The sequence below is a fragment of the Flavobacterium succinicans genome (assembly GCF_001662485.1).
Taxonomy (GTDB): Bacteria; Bacteroidota; Bacteroidia; order Flavobacteriales; family Flavobacteriaceae; genus Flavobacterium; species Flavobacterium succinicans_A.
In genome coordinates this window covers 173,278-193,486 of sequence record NZ_JMTM01000017.1, presented here as the reverse complement: position 1 = coordinate 193,486, position 20,209 = coordinate 173,278, and the positions used below count along the sequence as shown (strand labels likewise).

Here is a 20,209-nt window from a genome sequence, read left to right as displayed (position 1 = left end):
AAAAAAAAGTCACTTCAAAATATACTTTAAAGTGACTTTTAATTGTAAATAAATACTTTTATTTCTTCTCGATTTCTCGCATGCTATCCATTTTCTTATGAGCAAGGAAACCTTTGATGTCTTCAAAATGTTCTACGACACGTTTGTTTCCAAACTCGAAAACTTTTGTTGCCAATCCATCAAGGAAATCCCTGTCGTGAGAAACTAGAATTAAAGTTCCGTCAAAATCACGCAACGCATCTTTAATAATATCCTTAGTTTTCATATCCAAGTGATTGGACGGCTCATCCAGAATTAGAAGATTTACGGGTTCCAATAACAATTTAATCATGGCCAAACGCGTTTTTTCTCCCCCAGAAAGCACTTTTACTTTCTTTTGAATATCATCTCCTTGAAACATGAATGCTCCAAGAATATTCTTTATTTGTGTTCGAACATCGCCAACAGCAATTCTGTCAATGGTTTCAAATATGGTGGCGTTCTCATCTAACATGGCTGCTTGATTTTGAGCAAAATAACCAATTTGTGCATTGTGCCCAACTTCAACAGAACCTCCATTAATTTCAATTTCTTTCATGATGGCTTTAATCATAGTAGATTTACCTTCACCATTTTTACCAACGAAAGCCACTTTTTGGCCGCGCTCAATTACCAAATTAGCATCTTTAAAAATTAATTTATCGCCATAGGATTTTTCCAAATCTTTCACAATAACGGGGTATTGACCCGAACGAGCCGATGGTGGAAATTTCAATCGTAAAGCCGAGGTGTCAATTTCATCCACTTCGATAGGAACAATTTTTTCTAACATTCTTACACGAGATTGAACGGCATCGGTTTTAGAAAAAGTACCACGAAAACGCTCAATAAATGCTTGATTATCTGCAATAAATTTTTGTTGTTCATCGTAAGCTTTTTGCTGATGAACGCGTCTGTCTTTACGCAATTCTAAATAGTGTGAATATTTGGCTTTGTAATCATAAATTCGTCCCATGGTCACTTCGATAGTTCGATTGGTAATATTATCTACAAAAGCTCTATCGTGAGAAATTACCATAACGGCTTTGGCTTGATTGATTAAAAAGTCTTCCAACCATTCGATACTATCCATATCCAAGTGATTGGTTGGCTCATCGAGTAGAATCAAATCAGGTTTTGTTAAAAGGATTTTCGCCAATTCAATTCGCATTCTCCAACCACCAGAAAATTCTTTAGTCGGACGATTGAAATCTTCTCTTTCAAAACCTAAACCTTTTAATATTTTTTCGACTTCAGCTTCATAGTTAACCTCTTCGATAGAATAATACTTCTCTGAAAGTTCTGAAACTCTTTCAATCAATTTCATGTACTCGTCACTTTCATAATCCGTACGAATCGTTAATTGCTCATTGATTTCGTCGATTTCTTTTTTCATATTCAAAACACCCGCAAAAGCTTTGGATGTTTCTTCCATAACGGTACAATTATCTTCCGTCAATAAATGCTGTGGCAAATAAGCTACCACCGCATCACTTGGAGCCGAAATAACACCGCGAGTGGGTTTGTTTGCACCTGCAACGATTTTTAACAAAGTAGATTTTCCAGCTCCATTTTTACCCATAAGGGCAATTTTATCTGTTTCGTTGATAGCAAAGGTAACTTCGCTAAACAGCGTTGTGCCACCAAATTCAACGGCAATATCGTTTACTGTAATCATTAATTTAAAAATAAAAGGTTAGAGGTTAAAAATCAGATGATTTCGAACGCCAAAATTTTGAAGGTGCAAAGATAGTTTAAATAAAGAATTGCGCAATTGGTAACCAGATTAAGTGCAATAAAAAATGCCTCTCCAAAACGGAAGAGGCATTCTCTATAAATAACTGGAAGACCAACTATTCTTTGCGATATTTTTTAGTAACTTCAAAAACGTGCTCTAAAATTGCTGCTTCTTTTTCGTCAAAAACAATATTTCTTCGAGCCATTACCAAACGTGCTGTTTCAAAAGCTTTTTTGGTTAAGTAAGTGGTAAATCCAGAAGCTCCTCCCCATGAAAAACTGGGAACAAAATTTCTCGGAAACCCACTTCCAAAAATATTAGCACTCACTCCTACTACAGTTCCGGTATTAAACATGGTATTGATACCACATTTGCTATGGTCTCCCATCATTAAACCACAAAATTGAAGCCCTGTTTTAGCAAAACCTTCTGTTTCGTAGCTCCACAAACGCACTTCTTCGTAATTATTTTTAAGATTCGAATTGTTACTATCGGCTCCAATATTACACCATTCTCCTAAAACAGAGTCACCTAAAAATCCATCATGCCCTTTATTGGAATTAGCAAACAAAACAGAATTTTTAACCTCACCTCCTATCCTAGATGCAGGTCCTACAGTTGTTGCACCATATACTTTTGCTCCCATTTTAACTTGAGCCTTTTCGCATAAAGCAAAGGGACCACGAATTATGGATCCTTCCATGATCTCAGCATCTTTACCAATATAAATAGGGCCTGAGGAAGCATTTAAGGTAACATACTCCAACTTAGCACCTTCCTCAATAAATACATTTTCAGGAGCAATTACGTTAACACTCTTAGGAATCGGTTGAGATTTTCTGTCTTGTGTTATCAATTCAAAATCTTCTCTAATGGCAGCATCATTTTTAGAAAAAATATCCCATGTGTTTTCAATAGTAATACAATCGTCGTTGTATTCTATAATTTCATAAGTGTCGAAATTTACTTCTTCTTGATTATCAGAAGTATAAAAAGCAATGATTTCATCTTTTTTGAAAATGGCTTGATTGGGTTCTAAGTTACTCACCAATTCTGCCAAAATTTCATTCGGCAAAAAAGAAGCGTTGATCATAACATTGCCTTCCAACTCAACCATTGGGAATTTATCAGACAAATATTCTTCGGTTAAAGTAGTGGTAGTCGACCCGAGGTACAATTCCCATTTTTGGCGAATGGTCATGATTCCCACCAAAATATCAGCAACGGGACGAGTAAAGGTAAACGGCAACAAAGCATTTCGAGCGGGACCGTCAAAAAGAATGTAATTCATAAAAAAATTGATTTGGCTATTGTTTCTTTTTCGATTTGGTTATCACGGACAAAGTTAATTCATTTTCCGGTATAAATTCTATGCAAACAAGGCGCAAATAAAAAAGCCTCTCTAAAAAAGAAAGGCTTCATTGTATTTAAAAACGAGTTAAAATTATTTAACGTGTTTTGCGTATTTAGTTTTGAATTTATCAATACGTCCTGCAGTATCGATAAGTTTAGATTTACCTGTGTAAAAAGGGTGAGAAGTTCTAGAAATCTCCATTTTTACTACTGGATATTCAACGCCTTCGTGAATAATTGTTTCTTTAGTTTCAGCTGTAGATTTAGTAATAAAAACATCATCATTTGACATGTCTTTGAAAGCAACTAATCTGTAATTCTCTGGGTGAATACCTTTTTTCATCTTAAATCTTTTTTTTATTAGTTCAATTATAATTTGTTTTGCAGCTTTTCTTCTGAGTGAAAAGGTATAAACATCTTATAACTTTTTATTTACACTATTATTTTTGAGTGTGCAAATTTACACTTATTTTTAGAATTACAAACCTTTACTTTGTTTTTTTTAGCTTTTCCTTCAAAACATTTTTTAGCCTCCATAAAAGCAGAATTGCTATATTTGTGGACTAATTAAAAAACTAACCAATTATGATCAACGAAATTATTAAAAAAAATGGAGTTACTTTTGGAGTAATTACAGGAATCATCTCTTGTTTGTTGACTTCTTCAATTTACGCGATTGACCTAAACTTATTTATCAAACCATGGATTGGAGCAATTAGCATCATAATTTATCTAATAATTGGTATTGTTCTTCTTTCGAAAACAAAAAAAGAAATCAATGGTGATTTTACCTTTAAAGACGCATTTACGACTTACTTTATTTCGGCTGTAGTCGGAATTTTAATTTCTACCATTTTTAATATTTTACTTTTTAATTTTATTGATCCTTCTGCAAAAGATACTTTAAATGAAATTACCATAAAATATACCATCAATATGATGCAAAAATTTGGGGCTCCTTCCTCTTCAATTAATGAAGCTATTAAAGGAATGAAAGAAAGCAGTCCTTACGATATCGATTCATTACTAAAAGGAATGATAACAAGCATAGTTTTCAGTTCAATCTTTGGACTAATTATGGCCGCCTTTTTCAAAACAAGAAAAACACATCAAGAATAAAACAATTAAATGAATTTATCTATCTTAATACCACTTCTGAACGAAGAGGAATCCTTACAAGAATTGTACACTTGGATTCTAAAAGTGATGCAATCTAATAATTACTCCTATGAAATCCTTTTTTTGGATGATGGAAGTACCGACAATTCTTGGTCCATTATTGAAAATTTTGCCGCAACAAATCCCTTTGTAAAAGGGATTCGTTTTATGAAAAACTTTGGTAAATCGCAAGCGTTACATGCTGGATTTGCTCAAGCCAAAGGTGACGTAATCATCACAATGGATGCCGATTTACAAGATAGTCCTGATGAAATACCCGGATTATACAACATGATTACCGATCAAAAATACGATTTGGTATCAGGATGGAAAAAGAAACGCTACGACTCGGTTGTAGCCAAAAATCTTCCTTCGAAATTATTCAATTGGGCGGCGAGAAAAACCTCAGGTGTTGAACTAAATGATTTCAACTGCGGATTAAAAGCTTATAAAAATGTAGTAGTCAAAAACATTGAGGTTTCTGGCGAAATGCATCGATACATTCCAGTTTTAGCAAAAAATGCTGGATTTGGAAAAATTGGTGAAAAAGTAGTACAACATCAAGCTAGAAAATACGGAGAAACCAAATTTGGAATGGACCGTTTCATTAATGGATTCTTAGATTTGATTACCATTTGGTTTTTGTCGCGTTTTGGCAAAAGACCGATGCATCTTTTTGGAGCAATAGGCTCTTTAATGTTTATTATCGGCTTTTTGGCAGCAGCTTACATCGGAGTTTCCAAACTGTACCACATGTATAACGACATGAAATACACTTTGGTCACCAACAACCCTTGGTTTTACATCGCTTTAACTACAATGGTTCTAGGAACACAACTATTTTTGGCAGGTTTTTTAGGGGAAATTATCCTCAGAACCAAAAACAATGAAGCGCGATATAAAATTGCCAATCAAATCAATTTATAACTATATCTCAATACAATCTAAACACAATTTATTGTTTCATATAACATCACTATAAAATGCACATTCCTCAAAATATCCTAGACGCACTAAATGTTTGGCTTACCCCAACCTTTGACCCCGCTACACAAGACGCTGTAAGAGAACTTATGACTTCTGCTCCAAAAGATTTAGAAGAAAGTTTTTATAAGAATTTGGAATTTGGAACCGGAGGAATGCGTGGTGTAATGGGCGTTGGTGACAACCGAATCAACAAATACACTTTAGGAAAAAGTACCCAAGGATTATCTAATTACTTAAAAAGCGTTTTTCCAGGCGAGCAAATTAAAGCAGCAATAGCTTTCGATTGTCGCCATAACAGTAAATCTCTTGCCAAAGTGGTAGCCGATGTTTTCTCTGCTAACGGTATTGAGGTATTTCTTTTTTCGGATTTAAGACCAACACCTGAATTGTCTTTTGCCTTAAAACACTTGAACTGTCATTCTGGAATTGTACTAACCGCCTCTCACAATCCGCCAGAATACAATGGGTACAAAGTATATTGGCAAGACGGAGGACAAATCGTTCCTCCACAAGATGGCGCCATCATCAAGGTGATTGAAGATTTAAAATACGATGAAATTAATTTTTCTGCAAATGAAGATTTGATTCATTATATAGATACTGAGTTAGACCAAGCCTTCATTCAATCCTCTATTGAAAACGCTAGTTTTAATACTCCCGCAGCCGCCAAAGAAAACTTAAATATTGTATTCACTTCCTTGCACGGAACATCAATCACGATCATCCCAGAAACGTTAAGTAAAGCAGGCTACACTAACGTTAATATAGTTGAAGAGCAAGCAGTTCCCAACGGAGATTTCCCAACGGTAAAATCACCTAATCCAGAAGAACCAGAAGCACTAACCATAGCGTTGGCACTAGCAGAAAAAACTAATGCTGATATTGTGGTGGGAACGGATCCAGACTGTGACCGTTTAGGAGTTGCTGTTCGAAATAACGAAGGAAAAATGGTGTTGTTAAACGGAAATCAAACGATGATTTTGATGACCGCCTTTTTGTTAGAAAAATGGAAACAAGCTGAAAAAATCAACGGTAAACAATTTGTAGGTTCTACCATAGTTTCCACTCCAATGATGATGGAATTAGCCACTGCTTATGAAGTAGAATGCAAAATTGGCTTGACAGGATTCAAATGGATTGCCAAAATGATCAAAGATTTCCCAGAATTAGAGTTTATCGGTGGAGGTGAAGAAAGCTTTGGATTTATGGTTGGAGACGCTGTAAGAGACAAAGATGCCGTTGCCGCTACCTTATTAATTTGTGAAGTTGCTGCACAAGCCAAAGCCAAAGAAAGCTCGGTTTACAAAGAATTGATTCAACTTTATGTGGATCACGGTTTTTACAAAGAACATTTGGTTTCGTTAACCAAAAAAGGAATGGACGGTTTACAAGCCATTAATCAAATGATGATTGATTTGCGTGAAAATCCAGTAAAAGAAATCAACGGTCAACGTGTCATCATGGTAGAAGATTACCAATCCTCAATTGCTAAAAACTTATTATCTGGTGAAGAACTGACCATGGATATTCCAAAATCGAATGTACTTATTTACTATACAGAAGATGGTTCTAAAATTTGTGCAAGACCAAGCGGAACCGAACCTAAAATCAAATTCTATATCAGTGTGAACACCACATTAGATACGGTTGCTGATTTTGAGGAAGTCGAAGATATTTTAGATCAAAAAATAAAAAATATTATTGCTGCAATGCAATTGAACTAATGGATAAAAATTTAATAAAACTAATTCCTTATACAAAAAAATACCAATCAAACATTGTTTGGAATGTGACGTATAATATTTTGTATGCCCTATTTAGCACCATTTCAATGCTGACTTTATTACCAATGCTGGAAGTATTGTTTGGCAAAAACAAAGCAATTGAAAAAGCTCCAGTTTATGAAGGAATAGGAAATATAATGGCTTATGGAAAAAACCTATTGTATTATCAAATTTCAGAAATTACCAAAGATAGTGGTAAACAATTTGCTTTACTATTAGTAGTTGCTTTAGTAATTACTACATTTTTGTTAAAAAATGTTTTTAATTACCTAGCCTCATATCACATTATGCACCTTAAAAATGGAGTATTAAAAGATTTGAGAAAAAAAATGTTTGACAAAATAATCGAATTACCAATCTCCTATTATTCTGAAAAAAGAAAAGGCGACGTAATGGCTAGAATGCTTGGAGACGTTAATGAAGTACAAAATTCTTTTTTTTCTATTTTAGAATTAGTTGTAAAAGAACCGCTAACCATCGTTTTTGCATTAATAACCATGTTTGCTATTAGTGCTAAACTAACCTTATTCGTTTTGGTTTTCATCCCTCTTTCTGGACTAATCATATCCAAAATTGGAAAAAACCTTAAGTCAAAATCTTTGAAAGTACAAAACGAAAACGGATTGCTAATTTCAATTGTTGAAGAAAGTCTAAGCGGTTTGAAAGTAGTGAAAAGCTATAACGCAGAAGCTAGTCTAAAAAACAAATTCAACAATTCTATCACAAGATTACTCCATTTATCAAATAGCATAGGAAACAAAAACAACCTAGCCTCACCTTTGAGTGAGTTCATGGGCATCACTACTATTGCCGTATTACTATGGTATGGAGGAAACTTAGTATTAGTTGACAAAACGCTAGATGGCGCCTCTTTTATCGTATACCTTACTTTAGCCTACAACATCCTAACCCCTGCAAAAGCAATCTCAAAAGCATCATATCAAGTAAAAAATGGTTTAGCAGCAGCACAACGTGTTTTTGAAGTATTGGAAGTTGAAAATGAAATCACTTCAAAAGAAAACGCTATTCAAAAACAAACTTTTGAAAGCAGTATCGCAATCAAAAACATCAACTTTAAATATGAAGACGAAAATGTCCTAAAAGATTTTTCTTTAGAAGTAAAAAAAGGACAAACTGTTGCTCTCGTCGGACAATCTGGCAGTGGAAAAAGCACGATTGCCAATTTATTAACGCGCTTTTACGATGTGAATGAAGGAATGATTTCGATTGACAATCATAACATTAAAGATTTCGATTTGCATTCATTAAGAAGCCTAATAGGGCTAGTTACCCAAGATAGTATTTTATTTAACGACACTATTAAAGAAAACATAGCGCTTGGTAAACCCAACGCCACCGACGAAGAAATCATAGACGCATTAAAAATTGCCAATGCCTATGAATTCGTGTCTACGCTTCCAAACGGAATTTACACCAATATTGGCGACAGCGGAAACAAACTTTCAGGTGGACAAAAACAACGCTTATCTATCGCGAGAGCGGTCTTGAAAAATCCGCCGATTATGATTTTGGATGAAGCCACATCAGCTTTAGATACCGAAAGTGAAAAATTCGTTCAAGTAGCTCTCGAAAACATGATGCAAAACAGAACATCTATCGTTATTGCCCATCGCCTTTCCACCATTCAAAAAGCAGATAAGATTGTGGTAATGAAAAAAGGAAAAATTGTAGAGCAAGGCACTCATGAAGAATTGATTGCACTTGATGGTACTTATAACAAATTAGTAACCATGCAATCCCTTGAGTAGTCTCAAATTATTTGTATCTTTAAACTAGATTTTTTCTTTTTTAAATTTCACAAATGTACTTAGACAACCCCAATATAAAATTACCCGAAGATCCTGAAACCATTGTCTGGAAATACCTAGACTTGTCTAAATTTTTAGATTTATTATTATCTAAAAAATTATTCATGTCTAGGTCAGACAAATTTGAAGACCAATACGAAGGCACCTTTAGTGAACCCACTTTTGAGGAAATCAGAAAATTATCTATTGACAACCCTGACTTTTTAAATTACTACAAAACACATAGAGAAAAAGTAGCCATCAGCAGTTGGCATATCAATGAATATGAATCTTTTGCGATGTGGCAAATTTTCACACAAAACAGCGAAGGATTAGCCATACAATCCACCATAGGAAGACTACAAAAAGCTTTGAGTACAGAAGATCATTTTCAACAATACATTGGGGAAGTAAATTATATTGACTACAAAAAAGAATACATTCCTTTTGACGACTTATTTTTTCCTTTTTTATACAAAAGAAAAAGTTTTCAATACGAACGAGAAGTTCGCATTATTAGCGATGTGACCCAAAACAACTTAACGTTGAATGATGGATTAAAAATTAATGTAGACGTGAATCAACTAATAGAAAAAATATACATTCACCCAAAGTCTGAGAATTGGTATAAAAATCTTGTGATTCAACTAGTAGCAAAATTAGGATTTAATATCGCTATAGAAAAATCAGACTTGGAAAGTGACATCTTGATTTAAACTATATTGGAGAATACCGAATCGCTTTCCACTCGTTTTTATTCAAATCGATATAATTATAATGCACCACATCTTTTTGATCAAACTGTCCATTTTTATTCGTATCTTCAATGGTCCTAAAATACAATCGATTAGAAGATTCGATTAAACTCCAATCGATCAACTCTTCTAAATCTGCAGAAATTTTTGTTAATTTTTCACCACTAATAGCACTCAAATATAAGGTATTAATGTCATTGGTATCCAGCTTACCATCTTTATTGGTGTCTACATCAACCATAGTGTAGACCATAATTTGCTTTTTGATTCGATCAGAAACTGATTTCAAATAGGTCGCTGTTTCAATTAAAATAGGTTCGGTAGTCAAAGGACGAATAGAATCAGAACTTGTTTTTTGAAACTTTAAGTTTTGCAAAAAACCAGTAATTTCAAATTGAGCTACATTGCTTATAGTAAAGCTAACATCATTTACCGCAGAAGAACCGTAACGCGATTTTGCCCCTCTTTCGTAAATGCGTAAATCACCTACGGGATGTATCAAATAATCGGTTCCTTCCATTTGAACTGGCAAATCGGCAATTTCAACTTTTGAGGAATCTAGTTTTGCAACCACTGTACTTTTAGACGAATTGTCATATATCACTTTGGGTTTTTCTACATCTTTTTGACAACTCGCCATAAAAAAAACGACAAACAAACCATTGATTATTGATTTATACTCCATGCTGAACATTATTTATTTTCAAAAGTAAACAATTCTAACAAAACCTTACACTTAATGTTTTGAATTTGGCGGTAAAAATGAAAGGAAGAGTGATTAAAAACGTGCATTTAACTTGATGTTAAAAACTCTAGTCGTCATATAATTAGGAATCCCATATTGAACTTTGGTATAAACATCACGCACCCAAGTATTAGTAATAGCATTTTGATTGTTAAAAATATTAAATACTTCAACACCAATAGCCAGTTCTTGAAAACCATCAGCCCATTTCCCATAGTGCCTAGAAGCGCTTCTATCGACTAAAAGTTTCGAAAACCCAACATCGGCACGACGGTAATCTCTAAGTCTGTTTTGATACAAATAAGGATCAGCATAAGACGGAGAACCGCCCGGTAAGCCCGTATTGTAAACCAAATTGAGATACAATTTCACACTCGGAATATTAGGCATATAATCTTGAAACAGCATCGCAAACTTTAATCGTTGATCTGTGGGGCGAGCAATAAATCCTTTTCCATTACTACTTTCCTCGGTTTTCAAATATCCGAAACTTATCCAAGATTCTGTACCTGGCACAAACTCTCCATTCCACCTCACATCTATTCCTTTGGCATAAGCTTTTGCATCATTGTTGGCTTGATAACGAATTCTAACATTGTCGATGGTATAAGTATTGACATCCGACAATGATTTATAATAAAGTTCAGTGATTAATTTAAAAGGACGACTCCATAAATTAAAGCTATAATCATTGCCAAGAACTACGTGTATTGATTGTTGTGCCTTAACGTTGGGCTGAACCACCCCATCCCTATCCCGAAGCTCTCTATAAGAAGGCGGTTGATGGTACATTCCTCCTGACAATCGAAACAAAAGATTCGCTTTAGCATTGGGCTTAATGGTAAACTGAGCTCTTGGACTAACCGTAAATTGCTGCTCTCCTGAAATATAGCCCCCTAAAACTTGCCAACTATGCATTCTAACCCCCAAATTATACCAAACCAAACTAGTACCTAAATTGGCTTTTCGACTCCATTGCAAATAGCCCGAAAAACGATTGATCGTATTAAAGTTAATAGCTCTTACATCTTGATAAGGAACCAAAGGACCATTATAAGTAGTGTAGGGTTCGTCTTTTTTGGGTAGAAAACGCGGTGGATTCAACGAAAACCCAGCAGAATCAATCACTTCCCATTCATTAATTCTATCTCGAATAGATTCTCGAGTGTATTTTACTCCCCACTCGACAAGATTATTTTTCCAATCATGAATACCTTTAAACTCAGCATTAGCAATTAAGGCATCCAAATCATTGCGAGCATGATTCAATTGCGAACCTATTCCTCTTGAAAAAGTTACATCGCCCAAGGTTTCAGAGCCAATATTCGTATCTATTTCAGCCAAACGATAGGCTGCCAAAATATCAAAATGTTCTTTTTCCAAAGTATGAAAAACAGCACCAACAAATTTATACGTTGATACATCGGAAGCCTTAAAAGTAGTTTTTAGCGCTCCAAAAAAAGTTTGATACTGATCGCGTTCTTGCCCTTCATAAAAAACCAACAATGCTTGCGGCTTATCTATTGTACCAAAATTAGTTTGACGAGTAAGTGGTTTATAATTGTACTTGTTTTGAGAAATATTTCCTAAAAAACTCCACTGCCATTTTGAAGAAGCTTGGAAGTTAATGGCAGTTTGAACGTCAACAAAAGATGGCGTATAATTGGTTTGTGTTTCTTGACTTTTTACCAATAAACTGTTATTTCTATAACGAACCCCTGTAATAGCTGTCCAGCGTTTATCTTTTGAAATCAAATCCAAAGAGGCGCTTCCTCCTAAAAAACTAGCTTCAACAGTTGCCCCAAATTGAGTCGGTTTTCTATACGTTATATCTAAAACAGAAGATAACTTATCTCCAAATTTAGCTTGAAATCCACCTGCTGAGAAATCAATATTTTGAATCAAATCTGTATTAGTAAAACTCAAGCCTTCTTGTTGTCCTGATCGAATCAAAAAAGGACGATACACTTCTACTTCGTTGACATAAACTAAATTTTCATCGTAATTACCTCCGCGAACCGCGTATTGGGAACTTAATTCGTTATTAGAATTTACACCTGCCAAAGATTTTAAAACATTTTCTATTCCGGGATTGGCTCCAGGAATATTCTTAAGAGTAGCTGGATCTATAGTCAAAATCCCTTGAATCCTTTTTTTGTTGTTGGCATTTACAAACACTTCCCCCATTTGTTCTTCTTTCTGGTTCAATACCAAATTAAAATCAACCACTTCGTTGGGTGCTACCGTTAAAACTAATGTCGCTTTCTTGAATGAAATATGACTAAAAACGACCGTTACTTTTTCATTTGAAGGAATCAATAAGGAGTAAAAGCCTTTGGTGTTGGTTTGTGAAGTTAGTCCTTGAATAGCAACATTTACATCATTAATAGGTTGCTTTTTATCGTCTAAAATAAATCCTTGCAATTTTCCTTTTTGAGAAAACACAGGAAACCCAATAAAAAAAAGGGTAAAAAAAATGCAGATTTGAACTATTTTCAAGCGAAAAACTATTTAATGATTTGACTTCTAAAAAAACGTGTTTCAAAGGTAGTAGAATTACCCATTTGGTCCACCACAATTACTTTAAGAATGTTCGCCCCTTCAGCTACAATTCCATCACTAAAATCATGGGTAAGTTGTCTAGTTTTATTGTCATATTCCATCAAAATCCATTGATCATTCAAATAAGCATTGTACGATTTAATTCCAGATAAAGCATCATAAATAGCGAGTTTTAACTCTTTTTGAGCAGTAATCCATTTCCCTTCTATAGGTTTGCTAATGCTAATTATAGGATTTACATTATCCAAAACAAGACCATATTTTCCTAAAGTTTTTACCTTAGTAGTAAAGGTATTCTCTTTTATAGTGGTTAGATTATAAGAAATACGCCCACCTTCTATCCTACCTAAAAACATTTTTTCTTTTTCTAATGTTGTATGAGTAGAATCCTGAACTTGAATCGAAAAATTAGAATGTACAGGAACACTATCATCATGCAATGTCAAAACTTTATTAGCTACAGAAAGATTCAAATCAAAATCATCATAAAAAGTATGGGCAGGAAAAGTCACAGTCCAATTATCCTTTTCAAAAATATATTCTTTTTTTGCTTTAATAAAATAATTTGAAGGAGTCGCTTCTTTTGGAATTATAGCAGCCTTTACATCATAAGCTATTGGGATAGAAATTACTGTTTTATTATTAAAAAAATCAGCGACCTCAATACGATAAGTACCCGACAAATTAGGAACTATTGATATTACACCATTATTGTCATCGGTTTTTATAATGCTCAAATCGAAAGGTGCATTTCGAAACAATCGTTGAATACGCTGTTGCGATTTTTTGTATTTCGGATAATCTATCAAAACATTCACATAACGCATTTCATCAAACGAATACGTCCCAAATTGATACCCATAAATAGGGCTACCATTGTAAAAAGCTTGTACGTCAAAAACACCATTTTTATTAAAAGAAACATCATCCATATCAGTGGCAATGATTCCAAAACCAATTTTCCCTTGGGCTAAAACAGGATCTGCAAGATAAGTCCCATCTTTTTGCAAGGTTAAATTAATAGGTATTGGTCGTAAAGACTGATTCACGCTAGTTTGGCTATCCAAAGGAAAAGCATAAACCGCGGCAACTTGTGGTTTTTTGGTATCCTTTAAAAAAGAATCAAATCCAAAAAACAAAGGATTAATAATAAATTCAGTTTTAGAATCTCTTATTTCAAAATGAAGATGTGGCCCTTCTGAAGCACCTGTATTTCCAGAAAGAGCAATCAATTGTCCTTTGGAAATTGATAATTCATTAGGTTTTAAAAAAATCTCTACTTCGAATGATTTTTCCTCATACTGTCTTCTTTTTATTAACTCTTGAATTGATCCAACTGCTTTTTGCAAATGCGCATATACGGTGGTATATCCATTAGGATGAGTAATATATATCGTCTTTCCATTTCCAAAAGTTGAGATTTTGATTCTAGAAACATAACCATCAGCAGCAGCATAAACCGGCAATCCTTCACGCTGTTGGGTTTTATAATCAAACCCTGCATGAAAATGGTTCGGGCGTAATTCACCAAAATTTCCCGATAATTGCATCGGTATATCTAATGGTGGTCTAAAATAATCTTTAGGATACTTCTCTTGAGCCACTAAGGCATGACAAAAAAACAACAAAAAACAGAATTTCTTCATTTTAATATTTTTGCTAAGATAACCAAAAGAAACAAAACTCAAAACAAAACAAATTGTTTAGATTATAAATTGATTATCAACTATTTAATTATTTTAGCACAAAAAAACACCTAAAATATTGCAATAATAAAAAGGAATACTAACTTTGTAAGATTAAGAAATGAATTGGTTATAAAATGAGTGTAATTGCAGAAATAATTGATACTCTTGAAAATAAGATTGTAAAACTTTTTTCTAAAATAAAAAATCTAGAAAAAAACAATCTAGAGTTGAGAGGAAGATTAACAGAAGCAACACAAATCATATCCCAGCAGTCTGAAGAGATTGAAGTGCTAAAAAAACACTATGAAACACTCAAAATTGCCAATTCATTACTAGGCAGTGACGATAATAAAAGAGATACAAAGCTTAAAATAAATTCATTAATTCGTGAAATTGATTACTGTATAGCTCAGTTATCAGATTAAAACATGGAAGAAAAGCTTAAAATAAAAATATCAATTGCAGATAGAGTTTACCCGCTAACGGTAGACGCCTCTCAAGAAGAAGGGTTGCGAAGCGCTTCGAAAAAAATAGATATGATGATTAAGCAATTTGAAGAAAATTATGCCGTTCGAGACAAACAAGATGTTTTAGCCATGTGTGCTTTACAGTTTGCCTCACAAGTTGAACAAAAACAAATTGACAACGCAATGAATGGTAGCGAAACCATTGATAGATTGCAAAAAATCAATGCAGTTTTAGATCAATATCTCGATTAAAACGTTCTTACAAAAGATTAAGATACTGCCTACATTAGTTCTTATTTGATAAACTCAACACTAACAATTTAGAATGAGCGAATCATCGTTACTATAGCAAGCCAATTCAGTTTGGAAGCTTGAACAACGAGTTAGCTCAAAACTTGTCTTTTCGAGTTTATACAATCCCGCTAATGTAGGTTTTTTTTTATATATAATTTAAACACAGATGGATAGTACATTATTAATAATTGTTTCAGGAATTATAGGCATTGCAGCTGGTTTTGGTATAGCCAAAATCATCGAAAAAAGCAATATTTCCAATTTGATAAAAAATGCTAAAAAAGAGGCCTCTTCCATTTTAAAAGACGCCAATTTAGAAGCTGAAAACATTAAAAAAGACAAAATTCTTCAAGCTAAAGAGAAATTTATTGAATTGAAATCAGAACACGAGCAAGTGATTTTGGCTAGAGACAAAAAAGTAGCCGAAGTAGAAAAAAGAGTTCGTGATAAAGAATCTCAAGTTTCAAGCGAATTGTCTAAAGCTAAAAAAATCAATGACGATTTCGAAGCCAAAAAAGCAGAATTCCAAGCTAAAATCGAAGTTCTTGATAAAAAACAAGTAGAAGTTGAAAAACTACACAAAAGCCAATTACAACAGCTAGAAGTAATCTCTGGATTGTCAGCCGAAGAAGCAAAAGAACAATTAGTTGAAGGATTAAAAGCTGAAGCGAAATCTAAAGCAATGTCTCATATTCAAGAAACAATTGAAGAGGCAAAACTTACTGCGCAACAAGAAGCTAAAAAAATCATCATCAATACCATTCAACGTGTAGGTACTGAAGAAGCTGTAGAAAATTGCGTTTCAGTATTCAATATTGAATCTGACGATGTTAAAGGAAGAATCATTGGACGTGAAGGTAGAAACATTAGAGCGCTCGAAGCTGCTACCGGTGTAGAAATCATTGTTGACGATACTCCAGAAGCGATTATTCTTTCTTGTTTTGACCCTGTTCGTAGAGAAATTGCTCGTCTATCCTTACACAAATTAGTTACTGACGGACGTATTCACCCAGCAAGAATTGAAGAAGTTGTAGCAAAAACAACAAAACAAATTGATGACGAAATCATTGAAGTTGGTAAACGCACAGTTATCGATTTAGGAATCCACGGATTACACCCTGAATTAATTAAAGTAGTAGGTCGTATGAAATATCGTTCTTCATACGGACAAAACTTACTACAACACTCACGTGAAGTATCTAAGTTGTGTGGTATCATGGCTGCCGAACTAGGCTTAAATGTTAAACTAGCGAAAAGAGCTGGTTTACTGCACGATATCGGAAAAGTACCAGATGCTGAAAGCGATTTACCTCACGCCTTATTAGGAATGCAATGGGCTGAGAAATACGGCGAAAAAGAAGAAGTATGCAACGCCATTGGTGCCCACCACGATGAAATTGAAATGAAATCTTTGCTATCACCAATCATTCAGGTTTGTGATGCTATTTCAGGTGCTAGACCAGGAGCTAGAAGACAAGTATTAGATTCTTATATACAACGTTTAAAAGATTTAGAAGAGGTAGCCTATGGCTTTACTGGTGTAAAAAATGCTTACGCTATTCAAGCCGGTAGAGAATTACGTGTAATCGTAGAAAGTGAAAAAGTTTCTGATGACAACGCAGCATCTTTGTCTTTTGAAATTTCACAAAAAATTCAAACGGAAATGACCTATCCAGGACAAGTAAAAGTTACTGTGATTAGGGAAACTAGAGCTGTTAATATTGCTAAATAAAATATATTTATCTCAAGAAAAAAGGCAATTATATATAAATTGCCTTTTTTTTATGCTTGTTTCTATCCTCTTATTAAATTTATAAAAACACTAAAAAAAGAATCCCTCATCTCGATTCTTGTAAAAAAAACCGTTTATTTTTCAGATAAAGCACAATCGCCCAGTTCTTGAAACTAGTGTGATAAAGATACACTTACGTTTTCGTTTCTTCTACATAATGAATACTTTATCTAACTAAATATCAGTCAATTTCGGGCAATTTTTAACCTTTCCTACTTCAGATTAGTCTTAAAAGCTTCATTTTCATAAATATAAAACAAACAATCCTTTTGGATTTAATAAAGGAATACCCCTTAATGATTAATCTTTAAGGGGTATTTTTTCAAAAAATAATATAAAAAATAAAGGGCAAAAAAACTACAATTTACTTAGAAAGAGAAAATGTTACTCCCGCAACTAGGAACTGATGATTTAAAAAACCAAGGTTTTCTCTAGCCTCAGTGGCATTGTAAGTGTAACTTAACCAAATTGGCATTACTACGCTTTCTGATAATTTTATTTCCTTAGATATTTTACCACCAAGATTAACAAAAGAAGGTTTGTCATAATCTCCTGCATTATAATATTGCGCTTTGTTATTCCAAACTACACCTACGACAGGAGCTATGTTAATCCCAAAAGGAGCCTCATAATTATAGCCAACTTCCATGTAGGTGGTGTAATTTTGTTTTCCTTTTTCATCAAATTCATCTTTATATTTAAAGTCATTCCCTGCTAGAAAAGTACTAGAAGTGAACCAGAGTGGCAAACCGTGTTCCGAAAAATCAAACATAAGTATCAAATCAAGAGTATTCGAACTGCTGTTTCCCCAATCAAAAAATTTGTTGGACGTACCCTCTTGTCGATCTGTAGAAGGCCAATAATATTGTTGCAATGAAACCGTCAGAAAATCACTCACTGTATAATTTAAAATAAGATCTAACTCACGATACCCCTTAGTGGTGCCATTTTCATCAAAATATTCTTTTTTAAAGTTATGCGTTCCCCAAAAGCCTACTGAAAAACGATCGGTCACATTATAGGTTCCATATATTTGCGCAACAGGGTAGTTCCCACCCCAGGATTGTCCACGCCATATATATCTTGAAGCTAGATCTAAATTTAGATCCCAAGTTCCTTTTATAGGTTCTACAACAGCTTTTGTTGAATCGGTCGCTTGCGTTTGAGCAAAAACGACCCCAGTAAGTAGCATTGCTACAATAACACTTAATTTTTTCATTTGGTTTATAGTTTGGTTAAAATATGATTAAAATAGTACTCTAGAGAGGATAGCTTAAAATAAATAGTTCGGTAAAAAACTATGAGTATGTTTTCAGAATAATTATAATTTCAATGCCCATAAAAGCCAGAAAAATAAATAGTTCCCTAAGCTAATTTCAAAACTAACTTTTCATTTTAGCAACAATAGAATCAGCAGCTTTTCGACCCGTTTCCGCAGCTCCATTCATGAATCCTTGAAAATCTTTACTACAATGTTCTCCTGCAAAAAATACGTTTCCAATAGGTTCTGCTGTATGTAGCATAGCCGTATTCCATTGTCCTGCTTTTGGGCAAGTATAGCTCGCTTTTACCCAAGGATAAGTAGACCAAGCAGCAAAAACATGTTTATTCGCATACACTTTTTTAGATCCTGGAAACACTTCGTCTAATTCATTAATATATCGGTTAATTTCAATTTTTGGCAAATCCGTTTTCCAAATGTGATTGGCTGGAGCATATTTATTATTTATGGCTATTTTAGAAAGACGAATGGACTCATCACCTCCAAAGAAACAGCAATAAACGCCTTTGTTACTGTTCACACTTTTTATACTACTAGAATCCCAGCCATCATGGATATCCTTATGAAATAAGTAGCCATAGAATTTGTTTTTGCCTTCGCGCCAAGGTCTATTCTCATATCCAATGAACAATTTATTATTTTGACCATATCCTAATTCTTGAATCGAATTCAGTTTTTCAGGAGTCAACTCAGGCAAATCAATTTTTACGTCCCTCAACATCGTGAACGGGATAGTAACAATAACGAAATCAGCCTCAACCTCTTTATTATCTTTAAAAGTCAAAATATATTTTTGTTCCTTTTTGGAAATTGCACTAAGCATTGCATTCAAAACAACAGGTTCTGGTAATTTAGAAGCAATACTTTCAATCAACTTTGAATTCCCTTCCTTAATTCTATACTTTTCATCACTATCGCCAAATATTTTGAACCCTTTAGAAGTATCAGTATCAATCATATCCAACATATTTATAGCGGATTGTTCTGAAGTATCCAAACCAAATTCAGCCATATAAGCTGCTGTGAAAGCCTCTTTTAACCAATTTGAACATTTCAAAGATTTGATGTACGCTGACAAAGTCATTTTATCAAAAGCCAAAGCGGAGGGAGTATTATAATTTTCTCCAAGACTTTCGGCATCTTTGAGTATTTTAGGTGCTATTTTTTTAAATTCTTTTATTATTTCTTCATCTGAAATATGTCTTCCATCAAAAAAATAGGTTTCATGAACCAATCCTGCGGCTTTAGATTCGGCATACATATCCACCAATTCTAAGTTAAATTCCTTAGCCAGCTCAATCATATCTGTATGAATAGAATCTATGAAATCACCCCCAAATTCAGGATGAATCCCCATTTGTAAGGCATCATTATAATGTGTCAAAATACGGCCACCTAAACGAAAACTTCCTTCATAAACCGTAGCATTAATACCTGATTTACTTAATTGATAAGCTGCATTCAAGCCAGCCATACCTGCTCCAATAATAACCACTTTTTTATCATTTTTTGGTGCTGTATTTCCATCAGAAATTGGTTTAACATTGGACCCATTCTCTTTTTTACAACCAATCATTGAGGTTCCAATTAGTCCCGTTAGCAAACTAAACTTCGTTACATCTCCTACAAATTTTCGACGGGTAACCGCATCAGCATTTTTAAACGCAATGATTTTATCCACTTCAATTTCAGGGTTTTCATTTGAAAATTGAGCTAATTTTAAATTAGCCAAAATTGTTTTCAATACTGTTGATTTTGGATTTCTCATGGTTTTTTGG

General features: G+C 34.0%; 16 protein-coding genes and 1 other RNA gene. 9 read left to right on the top strand and 8 right to left on the bottom strand.

The features are described from left to right. Window positions 1–58: 58 nt before the first annotated feature. The 3 genes from FLB_RS03040 to FLB_RS03030 form a co-directional block, all read right to left on the bottom strand. Window positions 59–1,696 carry an ABC-F family ATP-binding cassette domain-containing protein gene (locus tag FLB_RS03040; RefSeq protein ID WP_064714484.1) on the bottom strand — a complete coding sequence of 546 codons (1,638 nt, stop codon included), beginning with the start codon at window positions 1,694–1,696 and terminating at the stop codon, window positions 59–61. Between the two features lie 175 nt (window positions 1,697–1,871). Then, window positions 1,872–3,047 (bottom strand): GlmU family protein, encoded by a 1,176-nt coding sequence (locus tag FLB_RS03035; protein WP_064714483.1) that lies wholly within the window; start codon window positions 3,045–3,047, stop codon window positions 1,872–1,874. Window positions 3,048–3,200: 153 nt separating this feature from the next. Further along, window positions 3,201–3,452, bottom strand: coding sequence for a type B 50S ribosomal protein L31 (locus tag FLB_RS03030; RefSeq protein WP_024981357.1), 252 nt, complete (start codon window positions 3,450–3,452; stop codon window positions 3,201–3,203). 242 nt (window positions 3,453–3,694) lie between these two features. On the opposite strand from FLB_RS03030, the gene FLB_RS03025 reads away from it, so the two are divergent. From FLB_RS03025 to FLB_RS03005, 5 genes are read left to right on the top strand one after another with little or no spacing between them, the layout of a single operon-like run. Then, on the top strand, window positions 3,695–4,228 hold the full coding sequence (locus FLB_RS03025; RefSeq protein ID WP_064714482.1) for a DUF4199 domain-containing protein: 534 nt from the start codon (window positions 3,695–3,697) through the stop codon (window positions 4,226–4,228). 9 nt (window positions 4,229–4,237) lie between these two features. Continuing rightward, window positions 4,238–5,194: a glycosyltransferase family 2 protein gene (locus FLB_RS03020; RefSeq protein ID WP_064714481.1), complete on the top strand. Its 957-nt coding sequence runs from the start codon at window positions 4,238–4,240 to the stop codon at window positions 5,192–5,194. Window positions 5,195–5,250: 56 nt separating this feature from the next. Continuing rightward, complete coding sequence (locus FLB_RS03015) at window positions 5,251–6,978, top strand: phospho-sugar mutase (RefSeq protein ID WP_064714480.1); 1,728 nt, start codon at window positions 5,251–5,253, stop codon at window positions 6,976–6,978. Further along, entirely contained in the window at window positions 6,978–8,807 is a 1,830-nt protein-coding gene (locus tag FLB_RS03010; RefSeq protein WP_064714479.1) for an ABC transporter ATP-binding protein, read from the top strand. The genes FLB_RS03015 and FLB_RS03010 overlap by 1 nt, the downstream gene beginning before the upstream one ends. Window positions 8,808–8,860: 53 nt before the next feature. Beyond that, window positions 8,861–9,562: a DUF2971 domain-containing protein gene (locus FLB_RS03005; RefSeq protein ID WP_064714478.1), complete on the top strand. Its 702-nt coding sequence runs from the start codon at window positions 8,861–8,863 to the stop codon at window positions 9,560–9,562. A gap of 1 nt (window position 9,563) precedes the next feature. Here FLB_RS03005 and FLB_RS03000 read toward each other — a convergent pair whose 3' ends face one another. The 3 genes from FLB_RS03000 to FLB_RS02990 all read right to left on the bottom strand — a co-directional run bounded on the left by FLB_RS03000 (window position 9,564) and on the right by FLB_RS02990 (window position 14,554). Continuing rightward, a complete protein-coding gene (locus FLB_RS03000) occupies window positions 9,564–10,286 on the bottom strand; it encodes a hypothetical protein (RefSeq protein ID WP_064714477.1) in 723 nt (240 codons plus the stop codon). A gap of 93 nt (window positions 10,287–10,379) precedes the next feature. Then, window positions 10,380–12,845 (bottom strand): carboxypeptidase-like regulatory domain-containing protein, encoded by a 2,466-nt coding sequence (locus tag FLB_RS02995; protein ID WP_231891036.1) that lies wholly within the window; start codon window positions 12,843–12,845, stop codon window positions 10,380–10,382. An 8-nt stretch (window positions 12,846–12,853) separates the two neighbouring features. After that, on the bottom strand, window positions 12,854–14,554 hold the full coding sequence (locus FLB_RS02990; protein ID WP_064714476.1) for a M23 family metallopeptidase: 1,701 nt from the start codon (window positions 14,552–14,554) through the stop codon (window positions 12,854–12,856). Window positions 14,555–14,730: 176 nt separating this feature from the next. Between FLB_RS02990 and FLB_RS02985 the strand changes: the two genes are divergently transcribed. The 4 genes from FLB_RS02985 to rny all read left to right on the top strand — a co-directional run bounded on the left by FLB_RS02985 (window position 14,731) and on the right by rny (window position 17,089). After that, the gene (locus tag FLB_RS02985; protein ID WP_064714475.1) at window positions 14,731–15,021 is read left to right on the top strand and encodes a hypothetical protein; all 291 of its coding nucleotides are present in this window, start codon (window positions 14,731–14,733) and stop codon (window positions 15,019–15,021) included. A gap of 3 nt (window positions 15,022–15,024) precedes the next feature. Beyond that, window positions 15,025–15,315, top strand: coding sequence for a cell division protein ZapA (locus FLB_RS02980; protein WP_064714474.1), 291 nt, complete (start codon window positions 15,025–15,027; stop codon window positions 15,313–15,315). A 52-nt stretch (window positions 15,316–15,367) separates the two neighbouring features. Further along, a non-coding RNA gene (ssrS, locus tag FLB_RS02975) (6S RNA) lies at window positions 15,368–15,474 on the top strand. 49 nt (window positions 15,475–15,523) lie between these two features. Next, window positions 15,524–17,089, top strand: coding sequence for a ribonuclease Y (gene rny / locus FLB_RS02970; RefSeq protein WP_064714473.1), 1,566 nt, complete (start codon window positions 15,524–15,526; stop codon window positions 17,087–17,089). Window positions 17,090–17,513: 424 nt separating this feature from the next. On the opposite strand, the gene FLB_RS02965 is transcribed toward rny, so the two are convergent. Next, a complete protein-coding gene (locus tag FLB_RS02965) occupies window positions 17,514–18,368 on the bottom strand; it encodes a hypothetical protein (protein WP_064714472.1) in 855 nt (284 codons plus the stop codon). 163 nt (window positions 18,369–18,531) lie between these two features. Further along, on the bottom strand, window positions 18,532–20,199 hold the full coding sequence (locus FLB_RS02960; protein ID WP_064714471.1) for a flavin monoamine oxidase family protein: 1,668 nt from the start codon (window positions 20,197–20,199) through the stop codon (window positions 18,532–18,534). Between the last annotated feature and the right edge of the window lie 10 nt (window positions 20,200–20,209).